Origin of the sequence: Pseudomonas extremorientalis (genome assembly GCF_001870465.1) — a bacterium.
Lineage (GTDB): Bacteria > Pseudomonadota > Gammaproteobacteria > Pseudomonadales > Pseudomonadaceae > Aquipseudomonas > Aquipseudomonas extremorientalis.
In genome coordinates this window covers 231221-250439 of the sequence record NZ_MDGK01000058.1, presented here as the reverse complement: position 1 = coordinate 250439, position 19219 = coordinate 231221, and the positions used below count along the sequence as shown (strand labels likewise).

The 19219-nt window shown below is 61.0% G+C and carries 25 protein-coding genes; 16 read left to right on the top strand and 9 right to left on the bottom strand.

Annotation, left to right across the window (positions count from 1 at the left end; all coding sequences use genetic code 11):
- Entirely contained in the window at window positions 1-1047 is a 1047-nt protein-coding gene (locus BFN10_RS24925; protein ID WP_071491924.1) for an EscU/YscU/HrcU family type III secretion system export apparatus switch protein, read from the top strand.
- Between the two features lie 32 nt (window positions 1048-1079).
- On the opposite strand, the gene BFN10_RS24920 is transcribed toward BFN10_RS24925, so the two are convergent.
- Both BFN10_RS24920 and BFN10_RS24915 read right to left on the bottom strand, forming a co-directional pair.
- Window positions 1080-1502 (bottom strand): hypothetical protein, encoded by a 423-nt coding sequence (locus tag BFN10_RS24920; RefSeq protein ID WP_071491923.1) that lies wholly within the window; start codon window positions 1500-1502, stop codon window positions 1080-1082.
- 212 nt (window positions 1503-1714) lie between these two features.
- Complete coding sequence (locus BFN10_RS24915) at window positions 1715-4531, bottom strand: ATP-binding protein (protein WP_071492041.1); 2817 nt, start codon at window positions 4529-4531, stop codon at window positions 1715-1717.
- 94 nt (window positions 4532-4625) lie between these two features.
- On the opposite strand from BFN10_RS24915, the gene BFN10_RS29525 reads away from it, so the two are divergent.
- The 11 genes from BFN10_RS29525 (at window position 4626) to BFN10_RS24865 (ending at window position 12043) form a co-directional block, all read left to right on the top strand.
- Window positions 4626-4793 carry a hypothetical protein gene (locus BFN10_RS29525; RefSeq protein WP_156792148.1) on the top strand — a complete coding sequence of 56 codons (168 nt, stop codon included), beginning with the start codon at window positions 4626-4628 and terminating at the stop codon, window positions 4791-4793.
- 312 nt (window positions 4794-5105) lie between these two features.
- Window positions 5106-5378, top strand: a complete 273-nt coding sequence (locus BFN10_RS24910) for a BufA1 family periplasmic bufferin-type metallophore (protein WP_049712652.1) — start codon at window positions 5106-5108, stop codon at window positions 5376-5378.
- Window positions 5375-5782, top strand: a complete 408-nt coding sequence (locus tag BFN10_RS24905) for a DoxX family protein (RefSeq protein ID WP_071491922.1) — start codon at window positions 5375-5377, stop codon at window positions 5780-5782. Before BFN10_RS24910 ends, BFN10_RS24905 begins: the two co-directional genes overlap by 4 nt.
- Before the next feature lie 18 nt (window positions 5783-5800).
- A complete protein-coding gene (locus tag BFN10_RS24900) occupies window positions 5801-6562 on the top strand; it encodes an alpha/beta fold hydrolase (RefSeq protein ID WP_071491921.1) in 762 nt (253 codons plus the stop codon).
- A 26-nt stretch (window positions 6563-6588) separates the two neighbouring features.
- Complete coding sequence (gene bufA2 / locus BFN10_RS24895) at window positions 6589-6861, top strand: BufA2 family periplasmic bufferin-type metallophore (RefSeq protein WP_016979675.1); 273 nt, start codon at window positions 6589-6591, stop codon at window positions 6859-6861.
- Between the two features lie 54 nt (window positions 6862-6915).
- On the top strand, window positions 6916-7740 hold the full coding sequence (bufB, locus tag BFN10_RS24890) for an MNIO family bufferin maturase (protein ID WP_071491920.1): 825 nt from the start codon (window positions 6916-6918) through the stop codon (window positions 7738-7740).
- Complete coding sequence (locus BFN10_RS24885; protein WP_071491919.1) at window positions 7737-8486, top strand: HvfC/BufC N-terminal domain-containing protein; 750 nt, start codon at window positions 7737-7739, stop codon at window positions 8484-8486. Before bufB ends, BFN10_RS24885 begins: the two co-directional genes overlap by 4 nt.
- Window positions 8479-8931, top strand: coding sequence for an alpha/beta fold hydrolase (locus tag BFN10_RS24880; RefSeq protein ID WP_071491918.1), 453 nt, complete (start codon window positions 8479-8481; stop codon window positions 8929-8931). Before BFN10_RS24885 ends, BFN10_RS24880 begins: the two co-directional genes overlap by 8 nt.
- An 86-nt stretch (window positions 8932-9017) precedes the next feature.
- A complete protein-coding gene (locus tag BFN10_RS24875) occupies window positions 9018-10382 on the top strand; it encodes an MFS transporter (protein WP_071491917.1) in 1365 nt (454 codons plus the stop codon).
- Window positions 10383-10428: 46 nt separating this feature from the next.
- The gene (locus BFN10_RS24870; RefSeq protein WP_071491916.1) at window positions 10429-11559 is read left to right on the top strand and encodes an MFS transporter; all 1131 of its coding nucleotides are present in this window, start codon (window positions 10429-10431) and stop codon (window positions 11557-11559) included.
- A 16-nt stretch (window positions 11560-11575) separates the two neighbouring features.
- Window positions 11576-12043, top strand: a complete 468-nt coding sequence (locus BFN10_RS24865) for an MEKHLA domain-containing protein (protein WP_231999507.1) — start codon at window positions 11576-11578, stop codon at window positions 12041-12043.
- Here BFN10_RS24865 and BFN10_RS24860 read toward each other — a convergent pair.
- A complete protein-coding gene (locus tag BFN10_RS24860; protein WP_071491914.1) occupies window positions 12040-12561 on the bottom strand; it encodes a DUF3087 family protein in 522 nt (173 codons plus the stop codon). The two genes, BFN10_RS24865 and BFN10_RS24860, sit on opposite strands and share 4 nt — an antisense overlap.
- 113 nt (window positions 12562-12674) lie before the next feature.
- Between BFN10_RS24860 and BFN10_RS29520 the strand changes: the two genes are divergently transcribed.
- Window positions 12675-12851: a hypothetical protein gene (locus BFN10_RS29520; RefSeq protein WP_165447912.1), complete on the top strand. Its 177-nt coding sequence runs from the start codon at window positions 12675-12677 to the stop codon at window positions 12849-12851.
- 14 nt (window positions 12852-12865) lie between these two features.
- A complete protein-coding gene (locus BFN10_RS29065; RefSeq protein WP_083351478.1) occupies window positions 12866-13066 on the top strand; it encodes a DUF6021 family protein in 201 nt (66 codons plus the stop codon).
- Between the two features lie 21 nt (window positions 13067-13087).
- Here the strand turns inward: BFN10_RS29065 and BFN10_RS24855 are convergent, their stop codons facing one another.
- From BFN10_RS24855 to BFN10_RS24840, 4 genes are all read right to left on the bottom strand, one after another.
- A complete protein-coding gene (locus BFN10_RS24855; protein WP_071491913.1) occupies window positions 13088-13597 on the bottom strand; it encodes a flavin reductase family protein in 510 nt (169 codons plus the stop codon).
- Between the two features lie 70 nt (window positions 13598-13667).
- Entirely contained in the window at window positions 13668-14702 is a 1035-nt protein-coding gene (locus tag BFN10_RS24850; RefSeq protein WP_071491912.1) for a methionine synthase, read from the bottom strand.
- Between the two features lie 27 nt (window positions 14703-14729).
- Window positions 14730-15713 carry a DUF1852 domain-containing protein gene (locus BFN10_RS24845; protein WP_071491911.1) on the bottom strand — a complete coding sequence of 328 codons (984 nt, stop codon included), beginning with the start codon at window positions 15711-15713 and terminating at the stop codon, window positions 14730-14732.
- A gap of 214 nt (window positions 15714-15927) precedes the next feature.
- Window positions 15928-16164 (bottom strand): DUF6555 family protein, encoded by a 237-nt coding sequence (locus BFN10_RS24840; protein WP_058425027.1) that lies wholly within the window; start codon window positions 16162-16164, stop codon window positions 15928-15930.
- Window positions 16165-16284: 120 nt separating this feature from the next.
- Between BFN10_RS24840 and BFN10_RS24835 the strand changes: the two genes are divergently transcribed.
- Together BFN10_RS24835 and BFN10_RS24830 are read left to right on the top strand one after the other, a co-directional pair.
- On the top strand, window positions 16285-17118 hold the full coding sequence (locus BFN10_RS24835) for an arylamine N-acetyltransferase family protein (RefSeq protein WP_071491910.1): 834 nt from the start codon (window positions 16285-16287) through the stop codon (window positions 17116-17118).
- A 126-nt stretch (window positions 17119-17244) separates the two neighbouring features.
- The gene (locus BFN10_RS24830; protein ID WP_071491909.1) at window positions 17245-17997 is read left to right on the top strand and encodes an outer membrane beta-barrel protein; all 753 of its coding nucleotides are present in this window, start codon (window positions 17245-17247) and stop codon (window positions 17995-17997) included.
- A gap of 354 nt (window positions 17998-18351) precedes the next feature.
- Here BFN10_RS24830 and BFN10_RS24825 read toward each other — a convergent pair whose 3' ends face one another.
- Window positions 18352-18666, bottom strand: a complete 315-nt coding sequence (locus BFN10_RS24825; RefSeq protein ID WP_071491908.1) for a helix-turn-helix domain-containing protein — start codon at window positions 18664-18666, stop codon at window positions 18352-18354.
- Window positions 18656-19006, bottom strand: coding sequence for a type II toxin-antitoxin system RelE/ParE family toxin (locus BFN10_RS24820; protein ID WP_071491907.1), 351 nt, complete (start codon window positions 19004-19006; stop codon window positions 18656-18658). The genes BFN10_RS24825 and BFN10_RS24820 overlap by 11 nt, the downstream gene beginning before the upstream one ends.
- Window positions 19007-19219: the final 213 nt, after the last annotated feature.

The window sequence follows — 19219 nt, the reverse complement described above, 5'->3', positions numbered from 1 at the left end:
ATGGCCGATACCAGCGAAGAAAAATCCCAGCCGGCCACGGACAAGAAGCTCCAGGACGCACGTAAAAAGGGCCAGGTTGCCAAGAGCCAGGACCTGGTGTCGGGCATGGTCATCCTGTTCTGCACACTGTGCATTTCCGTTCTGGCGCCACGGGCCAAGGCCCAGGTTACGGCGCTGATCGACCTCACCGCGCTGATCTACGTCGAACCGTTCGCCACGGTGTGGCCACGGGTGCTCGACCATGCCGAGCAACTGGTGATCGGCATCACGTTGCCGGTGATGGCGGTGACCACCGGCGTGGTGATCCTGACCAATATCATCACTATGCGCGGGTTTGTGTTCTCCACGGACCCGATCAAACCCGAGTTCAAACGCATCAACCCGGCGGAGGGCATGAAGAAGATCTTTGCGCTGCGCAACCTGGTGGAGTTCATCAAGGGCCTGATCAAGGTGCAGGTGCTGGCAATCGCGTTCTACGTGGTGGGCAAGCATGCATTGCAGGCGCTGATGGAGTCGTCGCGCTGCGGTGCCGAGTGCATGCAGTCGACATTCTTCCTGGTGCTCAAGCCGCTGGTGTTTACCGTGCTGTGCGCATTCATCCTGGTGGGCGGGGTGGACGTGATGATGCAACGCTGGCTGTTCGGCCGCGACATGAAGATGACCCGCAGCGAGACCAAGCGCGAACGCAAGGACATCGACGGCGACCCGCTGATCAAAAGCGAACGCCGCCGCCAGCGCAACGAGATGCAGGCTCTGGCGACCAAGTTGGGTTTGGGCCGTGCGTCCTTGATGATCGGCACCACCGACGGTTGGGTGGTTGGCGTGCGTTATGTGCGCGGGGAAACGCCGGTGCCGGTGATCGTGTGCCGGGCCTCCCCGGAGGAGGCGTTGTTGATGCTGCAGGAGGCGTATGACCTGGGGATTCCCCATGCGCCGGACAAAACCCTGGCAGCGGACATCGCAAAAAAGGCGGTGGCTGGCGACCCGGTACCTGATGCCGCATTCCAGGCAGTAGCGGACTGGTTGGTGGCAGCCCGTCTGATCTGAAGTAAAGGCGGTGTCATCGCCTTTACTTCAGATCAGACGCGCATGGCTCCAGAGGTTGGGGCCGCCGCCACAACGGGTAAGACAGGCGCAACCGGATTGGCTGCGCCTACGACTGTTGGCGCCTTTTCGAGGGCGGTATCGACTGCCGGTCCAGGTGAATCGACAGAGGTCGCCTCTTTCACGGCAGGTTTTTCCGGGAGGCGCAGATGTTCGGGGACCTCGTTTTTCAGGGCTTTCCAGGACGGCTCAAGCGATACTGGCGGTTTTTTGGGGGGCGCGGCGGCTGGTTCCTTGTCGGGTGCTGGTTTAGCCGTCTTGTCACCTGCTATGGCTTTAATCGCTTTACCTGTGCCGTAGGTGGCGCCGGCAGTGGCCACACCGGTGACGGCACCGACAGCGATTGCTTTGCCAGCGCCAATCAAGGCGGGAATGATTGCAGCAAGAAATGGAAACATAGGTAGGGTCCTTCATTGGCCGGGACGGAGCCGATCATGAGTGTCCTGAGCGCCTCCATCAGTTCCATTTCTTACTGCTGGGTTCAATCAATTCCTACGTCGTGGTTGTCGTTGGTCCACTCCGACGGTTTGAGCGAGTACTTATCCTGGTCTGCCTGACAGGGTCATTTCACCGCTGTAAAAGCTTGTGCGATTCATCCCGTGTTCAATCACTACCGGTGCTGGAGCCGCGGCAACGAGGCGATGCGCAACTTGGGTTCCTGCAACCGCGCCAGGTCGGTCGCGATCTGCGCCCGCCAAAAATGCGCGCCCGCCAACTGCGCGTCCACCCAGGCCTGGCGCAGCAGCACGGTGGCCTTGTCCACCGAGCCGTAGTGCGCCTGGCGCAGGATCAGTTGCGCCTTGATCCGCAGTATTTGCGGCACGAACCAACGTTCATGGCGGCCGAGGGCCAATTGCAGGGTGTCTTCGAGCACTTCCAGGGCGAGTTTTTCCAGGCCCAGGCGCGCCAGGCCCAGGGCGTACTCACAGCGCAGCAGGCTGTAGAGCTGGCTGTCGCCCTGGCCTTGCAAGTGGTGCAAGGCTTCGCCCAGTTGCGGCACGCCGGTTTCCGGGGCGCCTTCGCGGATCAGCAGGATGTTTTCGAAACACAGGCGAAATTGCCGCCAGATATGCAGGTCCTGGCCGGTGGTGCTGTCTTGCAGCAGGCCCAGGTAATAGCGCACTTTCGGCAGGTTGGATGCCAACAGTGCCAGGGGTATGGCACCCAGGCACAGGGTGTACCAGAGGGTCGCGGGGTGTTCGAGGGAGATGGCTTCGTCGACGCAACTGCCGATCAGGCGCAGCGCCGGGTCGACATCGCCTTCAAGCAACTGCACCTTGGCCTTGAGGCAGCGGGCGGCGATGCGTTGGTCGAATTGCAGGTCGATGATGTGCGAACGCGGTGCCGACGGCGAGCCCAGGGCTTCATCGATGTTCTGCCGTGCCCCCATCAGGTCACCCATATGGAACAGCGCCACGGCACGCATGCGCTTGCCGAGCAATTGTTGGCTGCCGCTGCTGTTCAGCGCGATGTAGCGCTCGGCCAGTTCCAGGGCTTCGGTGTACTGGTTGCAGCCGCAGCGGTCGGTCCACAGACCCCACAGGGCACGCAACTTGTGCTCGGCATCGCCGAGGTCGCGGGCGTCTTCGCATACCTGGCGCCAGGCGTCGCGCATCGGGCCGCCGGTGCCGTAGGTGAGCATCAGCACGCTGGCCAGGGCCGTATGCAACAACATGCGCTGGCGCAAGGGCAGCGGGATGAGGGCGTCGCTGGCCAGGCCTTTGTCGACCCAACTGCGGCACTCGCTGATCAAGGACACCCGCAGCCACAACGGCACGCCGCCCAGGGTCAATTCGATGCCCAGGGACAGGTCGCCGGTGGGCGAGTAGGCCCAGTCGAGGGCTGCCCGGATGGTATTGATCTGCGCAGCGTAGAGGGCCAGCCAGGTGCCTGGCGACAAGCCATCCAGGGTTCGCCCGGCTTCCTGCAGCACGCCGAGCGCATAGCGCGCATGACGCTGGCAAGTGGTACGGGTTTCGCCCTGTTCGTCGAGTTTTTCCAGGGCGTAGGCGCGGGTGGTTTCCAGCAGGCGGTAGTGCTTGGGCACGGTGGATTCGCTGGCGATCAGCAGCGACTTGTCCATCAGGCTTTCGAGCAAGGGCAGGGCGTTGCGTGGGGCCAGGCGGCTGGAGGCTGTCATCGTCTTGACCGCCTCCAGGGTGAAGGAACCAGTGAACACCGCGAGCTGGCGCAGCATGGCCTGTTCGTCGTCGCTGAGCATGGCGTAGGTCCAGTCCAGGGTCGCGCTCAGGGAACGGTGCCGGGCGAGGGCGGTACGCCGGCCAGTCATTTGCAGGCGGAAGCTGCCGTCGAGCAGGCCCACCAGGTCCTGGATGCCAAAGGTGCGCACGCGGGCGGCGGCGATCTCGATCGCCAGCGCGTTGCTGTCGAGTTTGCGGCAGATCGCACTGACGGCCGCGACGTCGGCGTCGGTGAACACAAAACCCGGGTCGAGGGCGCGTACGCGTTCCACAAACAGACGCACGCCGGACCATGCCAGGGCTTGCTGGGCGCTGAGGTGGGCGTGTGCGTCGGGCACCTCCAGCGGCGCCAGGTCATGCACCCGTTCGCCGTGTGCACGCAGCGGTTCGCGGCTGGTGGTAAGCACACAGCATTGCGGGGCGCTGCGCAGCAGGATTTCGACCACGTCGGCGGTGGCAGGCAGTACGTGTTCGCAATTGTCGAGCACCAGCAGCAAGCGGCGGTTGGCCAGGCTGGCGACCACACAGTGCAGCGGGTCTGCGCTGACGGTCTGGATACCCAATGCACTGGCGAGCATGCCGGCCACCCATTGCCCGCCAGTGGCGGGGGCCAGGTCGACGAAGCACGTGCCCAGATTGAGTTCACCGGCCAGGCGCTGCGCCACCGCCATGGCCACGGTGGTCTTGCCGATTCCGCCGGGGCCGGTGAGGGTCACGAAGCGCTGGCTCATGACCTGGTCGGCCAGGCTGGCGATCAAGGCGTCGCGGCCGATCACCTCAGCCGTCGGCGTCGGCAGGTTGGGCTCATCCACACGCACATAGGGCGCGGGCAGGTGCTCTTCACTGGCCGCCTGTACGGTGACGGGGGCGACAAAGCGATAGCCGCGGCCCGGCACGGTGACGATATAACTGCAGTTGCCATCGTCACCCAGCGCGCGGCGCAGCGCGACGATCTGTGCGCGCAGGTTGCATTCTTCCACCACCACCTTGGGCCAGGCGAAGGCGATCAGTTCGGCCTTCTCCAGCAATTCTCCCGCACGGGTCACCAGGGCAATCAACAGGTAGAGCGCGCGACTGCCCAGGGTGACCGGCACGCCGTTGCGCAACAACACATGCTGCTTGGCCAGTAATAGATAGGGGCCAAAGCCCAGGGTGCTGTCAGGGGCGGCCGGCGCGGGATGGTCTGCGTCCAGAAAGGACACTGCGTGGTTCTTGCTCGAGCTCATCAAATCGTCCTTTTTATAGTCAGGCTTGTTATTGGCGATCAGGCCATTCGCCCTTTTTGGGGTACAGATGTGCAGCAGCAGTCTTGGAAAAATGATGTCGATCAACCGTGTTAAAGGCTGCCCTCCTTTGGGGCGTGGTCGTTTTTATGGTGACGTCACGGAGCCTGTTTCAGGGGATGAGACTGTCTCAGAGCTGAAACATTTTATTACTAGAAATACTGATAAAGCAGAATGTATGCCAGTTGGCATGTATCAAACATGACAACAACCGCATGAAATTCATGGTGATTTTTGCGGTCGTCGACGACAGGGGAGGGCCTTCGTTCGGAAAGGCGAATATTTCTAATTGTGTCGTTCGGGATGCCGAATAAAGCGCCGGGGTTTTGGCACTGTTTTATTGACTGTGTATCGAACTGTATCCCTGCACCATCCTGATACACCTGCATGACGTTCTGTCGCGTTCGCGACACAGAGCGGATACACGCCTGGCTTTAACTCTGCTCACCAGCTGGCGCAGGCGGTCACCGACCCCAAGCGCCCTGGCCACCCTCAGTCAAGCCAGGAGACTCATCTTATGAAGCGTCCTTACGCAGCCCTCGCGGCAACCCTTGCGCTGTCCCTCAGCGCCTTCGCGGCCGTGGCTCACGCCGACGAGCCCAAGCCCCAGGAAAAATGCTTTGGCGTGTCCCTCGCCGGTGCCAACGATTGCGCCGCCGGCAAAGGCACCTCGTGTGCCGGCACCGCCACCACCGACTATCAGGGCAACGCCTGGGTGCTGGTGGACAAAGGCACCTGCACCCAGATCAAGACCCCTAAAGGCTTCGGCAGCCTCACGGAGCAACCGTGATCCAGCGCCTGCTGCCCGAAGCCCTGCTGTTGCTGGTGGCGCGGGTGGCGATCGCGGCGGTGTTCTTTCTGTCGGGACGCACCAAGGTCACCGGGTTGATTGAACTCAAGCCGTCGACCTACACGCTGTTCCGCTCGGAGTACGCCTTGCCGCTGATTCCGCCGGAGTGGGCGGCGCACCTGGCGACCTACGCCGAGCACCTGTTCCCGCTGTTGCTGGTGCTGGGCCTGCTGACCCGTCCGGCCGCCGCCGCGCTACTGGGCATGACCCTGGTGATCGAGGTGTTTGTGTACCTCGATGCCTGGCCGGTGCACCTGACCTGGGCGGGGCTGTTGTTGCCGCTGCTGGCTTATGGCGGTGGGGCCTGGTCGCTGGACCGCCTGATGCTGGGCAAACGTTCTTAACTTTGATGGAGATTTCCCATGCGTATGCTTTCTTCCCTGGCCATTGCCATGGCCTTGACCGTTCCGATGCTGGCCCAGGCCGCGGATGCCCCGCAGCCCGGCACCGGTAAAAGCGTGGTGATCGTGCCCGGTTCGTTTGTCGACGGCTCCGGCTGGCGTGTGGTGCACGACATCCTGATTCACAAGGGCTACAAGGTCACGGTGGTGCACCAGGGCCACGAGAACCTGGCCGCCGACGTGGCCGAGGCGCGCGAAGTGCTGGAGCAGCAAGTCGGCCCGGTGGTGCTGGTGGGTCACAGTTCCGGTGGCGGGGTGATCTCGATTGCCGGCGACCGCGACAAGGTCAAGTCGCTGGTCTACGTGTCGGCGCTGCAACCGGAAGTGGGCGAGAACATGGCCCAGTTGATCGGCTCCATGCCGGCGCCCAGCGATGACATCAAGCAGAGCCGCGACGGTCACCTGTTCTTCGACCGTGCCAGGTTCAACGCCGACTTTGCCGCCGACCTGACCACCAACCGCACCGACTTCATGGCCGCGTCCCAGGTGCCCGCGACCACTGCCCTGTTCGGCGGCACCGTGTGGGCCGCGGCCTGGCACAAAAAGCCGACCTACGCGGTGGTCTCCACCGAAGACCGAGCCCTGAGCCCCGACCTGCAGCGCTGGATGTACAAGCGTGCCGGTTCCAAGGTCACCGAAATCAAGGCCAGCCACTCGGTGTACATCTCCCAGCCCGAGGCTGTGGCGAAGGTCATCGAAGACGCTGCTTCCGTTATCAAGTAATTCACCCCAACCCTGGAGAAACACCCATGAACACTGCACTCAAATCCCGCCTGAGCCTCGCTGCCGCTGCCGCCCTTATCGCCATGGCCTCGGCCTCATTCGCCACCGCCGCCAGCGCCGCCGACCAACAGGAAAAACCCGGCCGCTGCTACGGCGTCAACACCTGTAAAGGCACCAGCCTGTGTGCCACCGCCAAGAACGACTGCAAGGGTCTCAACAGCTGCAAGGGCGAAGGCGTGATCGTCAAGACCCCGTCCGAGTGCCTCAAGGCCGGTGGCACCTTGACCGAACCGAAGTAATCCACCCGGCGGGCCCTGTGTGGGCTCGCCACTTATTCGTTGCGGAGATCCGTCATGTCGACATCCAACCCTCACTTTTCAGGCTACGGCCTGGGGCTGCGCAAGGAGCATTACTGCGACTTCCTGGAGACTTCGGTGCCCGTGGATTTTGTCGAAGTGATCTCCGAAAACTTCATGGTCGCGGGCGGCCAGCCCCGGCACATCCTGCGCCAGGTGCGCGAGCGTTACCCGGTGGCACTGCATGGTGTGTCCATGTCCATCGGCACCGCCGAAGGGCTGGACACCGACTACCTGCGGCGCCTCAAGTCGCTGGTGGATGAAATTGAACCGCTGTTTGTCTCCGACCACCTGAGCTGGTCGCGCAGTGGCGGTTTCAATGCCCATGACTTGTTGCCGGTGCCCTATACCGACGAAGCGCTGGACCGGGTCTGCGCCAATATCCACCAGGCCCAGGACGTGCTGGGCCGTACGATGCTGTTCGAGAATCCCTCGAGTTACCTGGCGTTCGAGGGGGCCTGCATGACCGAGTGGGAGTTCATCACGGCCATGGCCCGGCGCACCGGCTGTGAACTGCTGCTGGACGTCAACAATGTGTTTGTCAGTGCGAGCAATCACGGTTTCGACGCCCTGGCGTTTCTCGATGGCATCCCCGCCGAGCGAGTACGCCAGGTGCACCTGGCCGGCCACAGCCAGGGCCGTGACATCTTGATCGACAGCCATGACAGCCCGGTGTGCACCGGCGTCTGGGAACTGTACGCACGGGCCATGCAACGGCTGGGGCCGGTGGCGACCATGATCGAGCGTGATGATGAGATCCCGCCGCTCGCCGAGCTGCTTCAGGAACTGTCGATGGCCCGGACGTTGGGGGCGGCGCTATGAACCTGGCGCAACTTCAGCAGGCTTTTCGCCGCTGGCTGGTGAACGCGTCAGATGAATCCGCGCAGTTGCTGGGCAGCAATCACGTCGGTTTGGCGGTGTACCAGAACAACTACCGCGCCCAGTTGGTGGGCTGCCTCGAACAGGCGTTCCCCAACCTGCGCCGTTGGCTTGGAGAGCAAGCGTTTCTGGCCGCGAGCATTACCCATATCGACAACCATCCGCCCCATGCCTGGACCCTGGATGCTTACCCCGAGGGGTTCCACGCCACCTTGAAGGATGTGTTTCCACAGAATCCGGATGTGCATGAGCTGGCCTGGATCGAGTCGGCCCTGAATGAGGCCTTTGTCGCCGCTGACGCGCAACCGCTGGCCCTGGAAGCGTTGGCCGAGCTGGACTGGGACACGGCGGTATTGCAGCTCACACCGTCGTTGCGTTGCCACGACTTGACCACCAATGCCGAGGCCATCTGGTCGGCGCTGTGGCAGGAAACGTGCGCGCCGGAAGCGGTGATGCTGGAACAGGCGGGCGGTTTGCTGGTGTGGCGGCGGCAATTCACCTCGCGGCTGCGTCAGGTGGATGCGCTGGAACTTCAGGCGGTGCAGCAGGTACAGGCTGACGGCAGTTTCGCCGGGCTGTGTGAGTTCCTGGTGCAACGCCTGGGGGAGGACGCGGGCGTGATGCAGGCAGGTGAATACCTGGCCGCTTGGCTGGGCAGTGAATTGATCGTGGGGGTGAGAGATGTTTGACCGTCGGGGTTTTTTATTGCTGGCGACGGTGGTGATCACCGCCCCGGCGTTTGCGCTGCAACAGGTGAGCACGGATGAGGGGGAGGTGCGTTATGAGCAGTTCGGGCCGGAGGACGGCCGCGCGATCATCTTGCTGGCGGCGGATGTGCAGGTGTTTGCGGCGGTCAGCGGGCCGCTGGCGGCGCAGGGTTTCCGGGTGATCGTACCGTACCTGCGCGAGGCCGATGACGTGGCGCTCGGCCAGGATGTGCTGGAACTGATGAACGCGCTGCATATCCCCGAGGCGGTGCTGGCCGGTGTGGAACAGGCCGCACGCGTGGCGACGCACACGGCGACCCTGAAACCGACACGCTGCGTGGGGCTGGTCACGCTCAACACGGTGCCCCAGGCGGGTTTTGCCGAGGCGGTAGGGGTGATGGCTAAAACCGGGCACTGGCGAACATGAAAATACGGACAGTTAGCCAATCGGCCACTGAATAAATTCGCGGCTGCCATTAATCTAACCGCCTTAGTCACCTGCGCGGATTGTTCATGTCTTCTGTTGCCGATGGGTTGCCCCTCGATAAACGCCTGCCGGCCGTGATCGCGATCTCCCTGGGGATCGGCATGGCGACCCTGGACACGGCCATCGTCAACACGGCGTTGCCGACCCTGGCTGAAGGGATCGGCACCGATTCCGCTTCGGTGATCTGGGTGGTCAATGCCTACCAGTTGGCGATCATCGCCACGGTGCTGCCGTTTGCTTCGCTCAGCGATGTGCTGGGGCATCGCCGGGTGTACCTCGGCGGGTTGTTGCTGTTTATTGTGTCGTCGCTGTTTTGCGGGTTGGCCGGCTCGCTGCTCACCCTGACTGCCGCGCGAGTGGCGCAAGGGCTTGGGGCGGCGGCGATCATGAGCGTGAACACGGCGTTGCTGCGGCATATCTACCCGTCAAAAATGCTCGGGCGCGGGCTGGGCTATAACTCGTTGGTGGTGGGGTTGGCCTTTACCCTTGGGCCGACGGCTGCGTCGGCGATTCTGTCGGTGGCGACCTGGCATTGGTTGTATCTGATCAACGTGCCGCTGGGGTTATTGGCCTTGGGGTTGGGCGTGCGCTCGTTGCCGACCCTGCCGATGACCGGGCATGCCTTCGACCGTCTTGCCGCCGTACTGTGCGCCGGGCTGTTCGCCCTGCTGGTGCTGGGCCTGGGCGCGGCGGTGCACGGTGCCCAGGGTGCGCTGACGCTGGGTGTGATTGCTGTGGCACTGGTCTGCGGCGTGCTGCTGTTGCGGCGCCAGGCCGGGCACCCGGCACCGATGCTGGCGCTCGACCTGTTCAAGCGCCCGGTGTTTGCCTTGTCTTCCTTGACGGCCGTGTGTGCCTTCAGCGCCCAGGGCCTGGCCTTTGTGTCCCTGCCGTTTTTGTTGCAGGCGGTGCTCGGCCATAGCCAGGTGGAAACCGGTTTCCTGATGACGCCATGGCCGGCGGTGGTGGCGGTGATGGCGCTGGTTGCGGGGCGTCTGGCGGACCGTGTGTCCCTGGGCGTGCTGTGCGGCATCGGCTTGTTGATGCTCAGCGTGGGGATGGCTGCGTTGGCCACCCTGGGCAGCGGCGCCTCGGCATTTGATATCGGCTGGCGCATGGCGCTGTGCGGGGCCGGGTTCGGCTTTTTTCAGTCACCCAACCTCAAGGCGTTGATGACCAGCGCACCGCTGGCGCGCAGTGGCGGGGCGAGCGGCATCGTGGCGATTTCACGCCTGTTGGGCCAGACGCTGGGCGCATCGCTGGTAGCGTTGTGTTTCCACCTGTCCGTGGGCATCGGCCCGCATCATGCGCTGTGGCTGGGCTGCGGGTTTGCACTGGTGGGCGCGGTGGCCAGTGGTCTGCGTTTGTTGCCCTATGGGAAAAAGGGCTGATTAACGCTACCGTGGCGACCTGAATATTTCGGGATGTTTCAGATTTATGTCCAGCCTGGCCCTCCGCACCGCTGATACCCACTCCCGCCGCGCCGCTTTGACCCTGGCTTTATGCCTGCCCAGTGACGTGTTGCTCTACCTGTTGCTGCCCATGGAATCCCAGGCGTTCGGCATCACCCTGGCCCAGGCCGGGGTGTTGCTGGCCGCCAACCGTCTGGTGCGGATTTTCGGCTACCGGCATGTGCTCAATTTCTACGCACGCAACGGCGACCGCCTGACCTGCATGATCGCCGCCGGCGCCGCAGCGTTGTGTGCGGTGGGCAACTCAATGTTGTCCGGGTTTGCCGCATTGCTCTGCCTGCGCCTGGTGTGGGGCTTGTGCTTTGCAGCGTTGAACCTGTCGACCCAAGTGCTGGCCACGTCGGAACCTGCCGGCGCCGCACGCCGCGCCGGGCGCTCACGGGCGTTGATCGCCCTGGGGCCGATGCTGGCGCTGCCCCTGGGCGGCTGGCTGACGCTGTGGGCCGGGCCGCGTCCGATCTTTCTGATTCTGGCCGGGTGTTGCCTGGTGGGCTTGTGGATGGCGCGCGGTTTGCCTACGGTCGGGCATGATTTGCACAGCACCCCGGGCCGACGCTTCAAATGGCCGGACAGTGTGGCAGTGTGGTCGTTTATCGAGGGCGTGGCGCTGGACGGGCTGTTTATCTTCGGCCTGTCGCTCCAGGCGCAGAAGCTGCTGGGCGGGGATGCGGTGCTGATCGCCGGCGGCCTGATGGCGTTGCGTTATGTCTCGGAAATGCTCCTGAGCCCTTTGGGCGGTCGAGCGGCCCAGCGTTTTGGCGCCACCTCGATGCTGTTGCTGTTTTCGTTCCTGAGTGCCCTGGCCCTGACGGCGTTCGGCAGTTACTGGGTGATTGTCGGCGCGGCGGCGGTACTGGTGTTGCGCGCACTGCAACTGCCGCTGGTGACTACCCTGGTGGCGGAGCGCAATCCCGGGTCGATGCGCGTGTCAGCCCTGGCCTCGAATGCCGTGTGGCGCGATATCGGCGCCGGCCTCGGCCCCTTGCTCGCCGGCCTGCTGCTGCCGATCGCCTCGGCGCCGTGGGTGTTTGGCCTGGCCGGTGCAGCCATCGCCGTCAGCGCGGTGTTCTGCTGGCGGGCAAAAAATTCCAACTGATGATGTGAGGTTGTACGTGTCCTCTCAAGAAAGCTTCGTAGACGTGCTGGACAAGGCCTATCGACACTGGACCGGCCAGGGACTGCCGGCCCCGGCACACCTGGACGCACAACAGCGCCTGGCCTGGCTGCACCGCGACGCACCCTACAGCCTGCTGGCCCATGACGGCGGCGCAGATCCGCGATTTACGTATGTGAATGAATGCGCCCTGCAGTGCTTCAAATACCCGCGCGAGAGCTTTATCGGCATGCCCTCACGCTTCAGCGCTTCGGCCCTCGACCGCGATGCGCGCCAGCTGCTGCTGGAGCAAGTCACCGCCAACGGCATCGCCGAGGGCTACAGCGGTTGGCGGGTGGATGCGCACAACCAGCCGTTCATGATTCATGCCGGGGTGGTATGGACCTTGCTCGATGACGCCGGCCAGCCGTGCGGCCAGGCGGCGCTGTTCTGGCCTGACGAGCAGCGCATCGGCGAGTTGGCTTAAGCGGTTTTCAAGGCTGCCAGCCAGGCGGGGTCGAGACGGGTTTGTTCGGTGTCGATCCCCAGTGCCTGCATCCTGGCCTTGTGCGCCTCGACCTCAGCCACCAACTGCACCTGGGCGCTGGAGTTGGCCTCCAGCTCATGCATCTGCGTCAAGCCCAAGTGGTAGAAGCGCAGTACCTTGATCGCCGCCGGGTCATTGGCCTGCACCCGCTCGATGACCTTGTGCATCACATTGGTCACGCTCATCAGGCTGCGCTTGAGCTGCCAGCCATACACCGCCGGCGCGAGCCACCCCTGGGTCCAGAACGGGCCACGGACCAGGGCCATGGTGATCAGCACCCCGGCGAACACACCGCCGACATTGAAGCGGAAATTGTCACCGCCGGGCTCACCAAACAGCATCACCGCCAGGCTCGACAGCAGCATCGCCAGGGCGACGAACAACACGGCCACGATCAGCGTGCTGCGCCGGGTCTGTTGACGGAAGGTGACAGGGTCGCAGGGTTTGAGCTCGAACATCCGGGGCATTTCTCCAGAAGGGGCCGGCATCATCTCACGCTTGGGCAAACAAGTTGAACGATGCTGCACGGCGGTTTCTCTAAATTGGTGTAGACCCTTTGAGGTGAGCCATCATGCCCGAATACAAGCAACCACCGCCCGGTACCCCGAACCCTGACCGCACACCCGGAGAGGAAGAACGCGACAATGATGCGTTGCGCCCCAACGACCCGGCGGAGCGCCAGGACGACGACGTGGAGCGCGTCGAGGAAGACCTTGAAAGCCTCCATGACAAGGCTCGCCCACTTTAAATGAGGAGAACGCCGTGAGTGACACATCGAAAGGCCCGGCTTCGGGCGAGCATTCCAGTGTTCAGGATGAACTGGGGTTTGATCCGGATTCACCGGATGTATCGGATCCGCAGGTAGACCCCATTGGTCCGGCTATCGCGCCGTTGGATAAGAAAAACACCGACAAGGACGAGCGGAAACCACCCTACGATCCGCTGGGAGATTTGAAGACTTGATCCGGCCACGGTCCTTGCGGCTCATTCTTGCCGACACGCATCGTGCGTGGCGAGGTCGCGATACTGTCCTTTGAAGTAAAGCAATGGCTGCGAAGCAGTCGCTTCAGGCAGGTTCATGGCTTTCACTTCGCCGATCACGATCAGGTGATCACCCGCGGCGTGTTCGGCGTGAATTTCGCAATCCAGCCAGTACAGGCTGCCGGCAATGAGCGGATTGCCCAGTGGTGATCCCTGCCACTCCACGCCGTGCCACTTGTCTGTGCCTCGCCGAGCGAACTGGTTGGAAATCCCGACCTGCTCGCCGGACAGAATATTGACGGCAAACCGGCCGGCCTGGCGCATCCTCGGATAGCTGGCTGAATTGGACATGACGCTGAATGACACCAGTGGCGGGCTCATCGACACGCTGTAGAACGACTGGCAAGTGAAGCCGATCGGCTCGCCGTCAACGTGGGAGGTAATCACTGTTATACCGGACGCGTAGTGCCCGAGGGCTTCTCGAAAGCGCGAGGGCTCGATGGGAGGTGACATGGGCGGTCCTGAATGGGGTGACGTGCGAATGCGCCAGGCAAGGCCTGACATCGTCAGGCCTTGCGCATTCTCAGTACGGGTTCGAGAGTTCGCTTCGGACAATCGCTGCGCCGGCACTCAACGCATTCAGCTTGCCCCTGGCGATGTGACGAGGCAGCGGCGCCATGCCACAGTTCGTGCAAGGGTAGAGCTTGTCGGCATCGACAAACTGCAGTGCTTTTCTCAAGGTGTTGGCGACTTCCTCGGGTGTTTCAATGGTGTGGCTGGCCACGTCGATGGCGCCGACCATCACTTTTTTGCCGCGGATAAGTTCAATCAGCTCCATGGGCACATGGGAGTTGTGACACTCCAGCGAGACGATATCGATACTGGATTGCTGCAGCTTGGGGAAGGCTTCTTCATATTGACGCCACTCTGATCCCAGCGTCTTTTTCCAGTCAGTATTGGCTTTGATGCCGTAGCCGTAGCAAATATGCACGGCGGTTTCGCATTTGAGGCCTTCAATGGCCCTTTCCAGGGTGGCCACGCCCCAGTCGTTCACCTCATCAAAGAACACGTTGAAGGCGGGCTCGTCGAATTGGATGATATCCACCCCGGCGGCTTCTAATTCAAGGGCTTCCTGGTTGAGGATTTTGGCGAATTCCCAGGCGAGCTTTTCACGACTCTTGTAATGGTTGTCATACAGCGTGTCGATCATCGTCATGGGGCCAGGCAGCGCCCACTTGATGGGTTGACTGGTTTGCTGGCGCAAGAACTTGGCGTCTTCGACAAACACGGGTTTCTGGCGGGAAACAGCCCCTACGACCGTTGGCACGCTTGCGTCATAACGATCACGGATTCGCACGGTCTCGCGTTTCTCGAAATCAACACCGCTGAGGTGTTCAATAAACGTCGTCACAAAGTGTTGGCGCGTCTGTTCACCATCACTGACGATATCAATGCCCGCGTGCTGTTGTTCCTGCAGGGACAGGCGCAAGGCGTCGTGTTTGCCCTCGGTCAATGCCTCATCCTGCAGTTTCCAGGGCGACCACAGTGTTTCAGGTTGAGCCAGCCAGGAAGGTTTAGGCAAACTGCCGGCGGTCGAAGTAGGTAACAACTTTTTCATCAGGGATGACCTTGTAGTATTAATGCGTCAAAGCGCGCAGTGGGCGGACCACTGTTGAAGAACAGCCTGGTAGGGTTTGATAAAGTGCTCTTCAACAAATTTTCCCTGTTCAATCGCCAGGCGGCTGCGTTCTTCTCGATCGTAGACAATCAACGTCAGTGAGTAATCCTGGTGCTTCAAGCTGGGTCGGTAGAATTTGCCGGCGGCAGAATTGGCATTGTAAATCTCGGGCCGGTAAATCTTCTGGAAAGTGTCCATGGTGCTGATGGTGCTGATGAGTTCAAGATTGCTGTAATCCGCCAGCAAGTCACCGGAAAAATAAAAGGCCAGCGGCGCAACACTGTGTGAAGGCATGAAGTAGCGAACCTTCAAGCCCATTTTACTGAAGTACTCATCCGTCAAGGAGTAGGCGTCCTGTTGGTATTCAAAGCCCAGTACAGGATGCTGGTTTTCTGTCCGATGATAGGTCCTGGTGTTCGAAACGCTCAGGCAGATCACCGGCGGCTTCTTGAAGTTTTCTTTGTACGTGTTTGAGTTGACGAAGTGCTTGAACAGTTTTCCATGCAAGTCGCCAAAGTTCTCGGGTGTGCTGAACTCGGTCTGATTCTTGTTGTGCGCTGACAAGGCAACGCTGAAATCGTAATCGCGAACGTAGGAGGAAAAGTTGTTGCCGACAATACCCTCACTGCGTTCATGGGTGTGTTGATCGACTATCGTCGTTTTCAATATTTCAATCAGCGGGATGGCATTGCCACGCTGTTCAGGGGCAATGTCCATTTCAACCGAGACGATATCAAGTTCCACTCTGTAGCGATCACCCTTGGGGTTATCCCACTGCGCCAATGCATTGAAACGATTGTTGATCATCCTCAATGTGTTGCGCAGATTCTCCTGGCGACTTTTACCCCTGGCCAAGTTGGCAAAGTTTGTGGTGATGCGCGTGTTTTTCGAGGGCTGATAATGTTCGTCGAAACGCAGGGTTTTGAGGGTAAAGGCAAACTCGCTGTTCATTGTGGCCTGACATCCTGATTTCCGGAATACACCTGATGGGTTGTTCAGGTGCCAGATTGATTTCTAGAATCAATAATTAGGATGTAGTTTAGGCAGCGCATGGGTCGAGTGAAATTGAATTGATTTCACTGAAGCGTTAGCCCTGTTCATGATGGGCAAATGGTCAACTGCAGAGGGTGTTAAAAGCCCCACCTTGTACGATGGGGCTATGCACTTACTTGGGTGCGATCCACGTGACATCGGTAATCCCAAACTTCTCCGCCCAGGGCCGGGTGGTTTTCTTGACCTGCTCATGCCCCACGCGCCCCACGCGACTCACATGGGCAATATCGGCATCCACCGCCGCCCAGTGCCAGGCCTCGGCGTTGTTCATCACTTCAGCACGCACCACAAAGGTTTTCGGTTGACCGTGCAGCTGATAATTGATCGTGTAGATTTTTGCGGTACTCATGTTGCCTCCCTGTGTTGTTATAGATGGATAGGGCAGCGTTCAAAAAGGTTCATTCAAAATGACAATCTGCAGGTTGGCGCGGCATAGTGATGCCTTCTTCCTGCGCCCAAGGATCGCGCCATGTCTCTGCTGACCCATAGCCGTCTCTACCTGCAACGCCTGGGTTATGACACGCCGCCGGCGCCCACCCTGCACACCTTGCAGGCCCTGCAACTGCGCCACGTGTGCAGCTTTGCCTTCGAGAACCTGTCGAGCCTGATACGCCTGCCGGTGCCGATCGACCTGCCCAGTGTCGAACAAAAAGTGCTGTTGGACGGGCGGGGCGGCTATTGCTATGAGCTGAACCAGATGTTCCTGGCCTTGCTGCAGGAACTCGGCTTCGAGGCGCGTGGCATCACCGGCCGGGTGGTGATGGGCGGGGCGCCGGATGCACGCACGGCGCGTACCCATCGTTTGAGCCTGGTGACCCTGGACGGCGTGCGCTACATCACCGATGTCGGCTTTGGCGGCATGGTGCCCAGCAGCCCGTTGCAACTGGACACCGAAGCGGTGCAGGCCACGGCCCATGAACCGTATCGCCTGACTTTCGACGGGCAGGGCAGTTACACCTTGTGGGCACAAGTGGCCGAGGAGTGGCGTGGGCTGTATGTGTTCGACCTGCAAGTACAGGCGGATATCGATTACGAAATCGGCAACTGGTACGTCTCTACCCACCCGGATTCGGTATTTGTGGGCCAACTGAAAGTCGCACGCCTGGCACCGGGCAAGCGCCATACCCTGAACAACACCCACTATGCGATCCACTCCCTGGACCGGCCGAGCGAAAAACGCACGCTTGGCAGTGCCGATGAGGTGGTGCAGATGCTGACTGAAACCTTCAGGATTCGCGTGCCGGACACGGCAACACTTCGGCAAACCCTGGATGGCCTGGTCCTGGCTGCCTCCCGGGAATAGTGAGCTAGAGCCTCGCTGAACCGTTTTACCTCCAAATCCACGCAAATTAATTCGAACCTTTGGCGCATGCCGGGGTTCGAACCGTTTCCTGAATAATTTGCTCACCAGACAAGGAGATGTAAAACGATGTCCAAGCTATTCGGAAAACTCTTCAAGGGTTCCTCGCTGCTGGCGCTGGTCGCTGCGCCTGCCGTGGTGTTCGCCGCACCGTCCACCGACCCGATCTCCACCTTCGGGATCCTGGGCAGCTACAACGACTTCAAATTCGAAGGCGGCAGCCAGAGCGACAAGAGCCACATGCCTGAGGCGGGCCTGTTCTACAACTTCGGCAACAAGCTCACCGCCGAATCCGGCTTTATCTACCAGGCCGGTATCGAAGCCAAATACGGCGAAAAGAGCGATAACAAACTCAAGGAAGGCCAGGCAGACCTGGATCTCGGCTGGCGCGCCGCGCTGGATGCGCGCAACTTTGTCGACGTGATCGTTGGCGGTGGCTACAGCTGGACCCGCTACGAGCCAGAGATCAACGACCTCGACGTGAAGCTCACCAACAAATCGCCGTTCGCCAAGGCGGCCCTGGGCTATAACCACCAGTTCGATGACATGACCCTGCGTCTTGAAGCTGGCGCCCGTCGCACCATCGACGGTCGTACCAAGCTCAAGGTGGAAGATTTCGGCAGCGACACCGTGGACCTCAAGGACCGCACCAACCCTTACGCCGAAGTCAGCCTGTTGATGAATCAGAAGGGTAACCTGCCGGTGGTCGCGGGCTTGTACTACACCCGCACTGAGTACAAACTCGACGGTAACTCCGAAGTGGCTGACAACACCAAACTCAAGCGAGATGAGTACGGGTTCAAGGTCGGTATCGCGTTCTAAGTGCATCGCCCGGACGTGGGCGGCCAACGCCCACGTTCAACTGTCCCCGCCAGCCCCCCTTTGTGTCCGCCAAAACCCTCAACGCAGTCGCGTCGCTGCCTTAGTGTGGAACCTGCTTTCCATATCCTGAGAAGAGAGGGTGGCCATGCCCCGCATCGCCTACCAGACCCTGGCCTGGGCAATTTTCACCTCGGCGCGTTGGGCGTGGCCACTCGCATCCGCTCGCAGAACCGCACCCTGTATCACCTGCGCGAACGCTAGTGGACCGCCAGGACTGGGGGTGGCTGCGCATAACATGCTCGGCGGCCCATAGTGCTGAATGAAAAAGCCCCGAACCTGTCGGGGCTTTGTTGATCAACCCAATGCAGCGAGTTGCGCTACGGTTTCCGGGAAACGTGCCACCAGGCGAATCAGGGTGGCGGCCTGGGCATTTGGCTTGGCCCGACCTTGTTCCCAGTTTTCCAGGGTGCGGGTGTTGGTGCGCAGGTACATGGCGAACACCGACCGGGAGAGGTTGAGTTGTTGACGCACGGCCACCACCTCCTCGGCGGTAAGCGGCTCCAGTTGATTGAGATGAACCTTATGGGTTCGCAGGGTGACTTTGCCCTGGCGTTCGTTTGCCAGGGCGTCGAAGCCTTCGACCAGTTCGGAAAAGATTTCACGTTTCATGATGTGTTCTCGCTTTGATTTCCCTGTCCAGCATGTGTTTTAGGGCTTTTTTTTGCTGTGGTGTCAGGTCATCCTGTTCGTGCTTGCCGTACAGGGTGAACAGCCAGAATTGCGTGCCGCCCGACCACCAGTAGTAAATGACCCGCAGGCCACCGCGCTTGCCTTTGTTGCGTCGCTCGTCGATGAAGCGAACCTTGCGCAGTCCGCCTGTTCCCTCGATCACATCTCCTGCTTCCGGGTTCTTCATCAACTCTTGTTGAAAACCCTGGAAAAGCTCGTCACTCAGATAGTCCTTGCGATGCCGCTCGAAGGGCGGCAGTTCGATAAATAGAGCATCCATGTTCTGTACGTAGACTACGTATAGTTTGGTGGCCCACCTGCTTATGGTCAAGTGACCTGGCTGTGGGAACTTTCCTAAAACTCAAACACCATACGGCGGGCTTCGGCGTGCATATACCAGATGAGTAGGCGAGTGGAAGAGGAAATTTCCGTGAGTTGAAGAGGGTGTTTGAACCCCATTGCCCAGAATGCAAAACGGCGCCCGAAGGCGCCG

What these genes read in the sequence shown, in the direction of transcription:
- BFN10_RS24920 (WP_071491923.1), bottom strand. Translation starts at nt 1,502, where the DNA reads ATGTTTCCATTTCTTGCTGCAATCATTCCCGCCTTGATTGGCGCTGGC.
- BFN10_RS24860 (WP_071491914.1), bottom strand. Translation starts at nt 12,561, where the DNA reads ATGTTCGAGCTCAAACCCTGCGACCCTGTCACCTTCCGTCAACAGACC.
- bufA2 (WP_016979675.1), top strand. Translation starts at nt 6,589, where the DNA reads ATGAACACTGCACTCAAATCCCGCCTGAGCCTCGCTGCCGCTGCCGCC.
- BFN10_RS24915 (WP_071492041.1), bottom strand. Translation starts at nt 4,531, where the DNA reads ATGAGCTCGAGCAAGAACCACGCAGTGTCCTTTCTGGACGCAGACCAT.
- BFN10_RS24850 (WP_071491912.1), bottom strand. Translation starts at nt 14,702, where the DNA reads ATGAAAAAGTTGTTACCTACTTCGACCGCCGGCAGTTTGCCTAAACCT.
- BFN10_RS29520 (WP_165447912.1), top strand. Translation starts at nt 12,675, where the DNA reads ATGCCCGAATACAAGCAACCACCGCCCGGTACCCCGAACCCTGACCGC.
- BFN10_RS24845 (WP_071491911.1), bottom strand. Translation starts at nt 15,713, where the DNA reads ATGAACAGCGAGTTTGCCTTTACCCTCAAAACCCTGCGTTTCGACGAA.
- BFN10_RS24840 (WP_058425027.1), bottom strand. Translation starts at nt 16,164, where the DNA reads ATGAGTACCGCAAAAATCTACACGATCAATTATCAGCTGCACGGTCAA.
- BFN10_RS24835 (WP_071491910.1), top strand. Translation starts at nt 16,285, where the DNA reads ATGTCTCTGCTGACCCATAGCCGTCTCTACCTGCAACGCCTGGGTTAT.
- BFN10_RS24900 (WP_071491921.1), top strand. Translation starts at nt 5,801, where the DNA reads ATGCGTATGCTTTCTTCCCTGGCCATTGCCATGGCCTTGACCGTTCCG.
- BFN10_RS24880 (WP_071491918.1), top strand. Translation starts at nt 8,479, where the DNA reads ATGTTTGACCGTCGGGGTTTTTTATTGCTGGCGACGGTGGTGATCACC.
- BFN10_RS24855 (WP_071491913.1), bottom strand. Translation starts at nt 13,597, where the DNA reads ATGTCACCTCCCATCGAGCCCTCGCGCTTTCGAGAAGCCCTCGGGCAC.
- bufB (WP_071491920.1), top strand. Translation starts at nt 6,916, where the DNA reads ATGTCGACATCCAACCCTCACTTTTCAGGCTACGGCCTGGGGCTGCGC.
- BFN10_RS24910 (WP_049712652.1), top strand. Translation starts at nt 5,106, where the DNA reads ATGAAGCGTCCTTACGCAGCCCTCGCGGCAACCCTTGCGCTGTCCCTC.
- BFN10_RS24870 (WP_071491916.1), top strand. Translation starts at nt 10,429, where the DNA reads ATGTCCAGCCTGGCCCTCCGCACCGCTGATACCCACTCCCGCCGCGCC.
- BFN10_RS29525 (WP_156792148.1), top strand. Translation starts at nt 4,626, where the DNA reads ATGTCGATCAACCGTGTTAAAGGCTGCCCTCCTTTGGGGCGTGGTCGT.
- BFN10_RS24875 (WP_071491917.1), top strand. Translation starts at nt 9,018, where the DNA reads ATGTCTTCTGTTGCCGATGGGTTGCCCCTCGATAAACGCCTGCCGGCC.
- BFN10_RS24830 (WP_071491909.1), top strand. Translation starts at nt 17,245, where the DNA reads ATGTCCAAGCTATTCGGAAAACTCTTCAAGGGTTCCTCGCTGCTGGCG.
- BFN10_RS24825 (WP_071491908.1), bottom strand. Translation starts at nt 18,666, where the DNA reads ATGAAACGTGAAATCTTTTCCGAACTGGTCGAAGGCTTCGACGCCCTG.
- BFN10_RS24885 (WP_071491919.1), top strand. Translation starts at nt 7,737, where the DNA reads ATGAACCTGGCGCAACTTCAGCAGGCTTTTCGCCGCTGGCTGGTGAAC.
- BFN10_RS24925 (WP_071491924.1), top strand. Translation starts at nt 1, where the DNA reads ATGGCCGATACCAGCGAAGAAAAATCCCAGCCGGCCACGGACAAGAAG.
- BFN10_RS24820 (WP_071491907.1), bottom strand. Translation starts at nt 19,006, where the DNA reads ATGGATGCTCTATTTATCGAACTGCCGCCCTTCGAGCGGCATCGCAAG.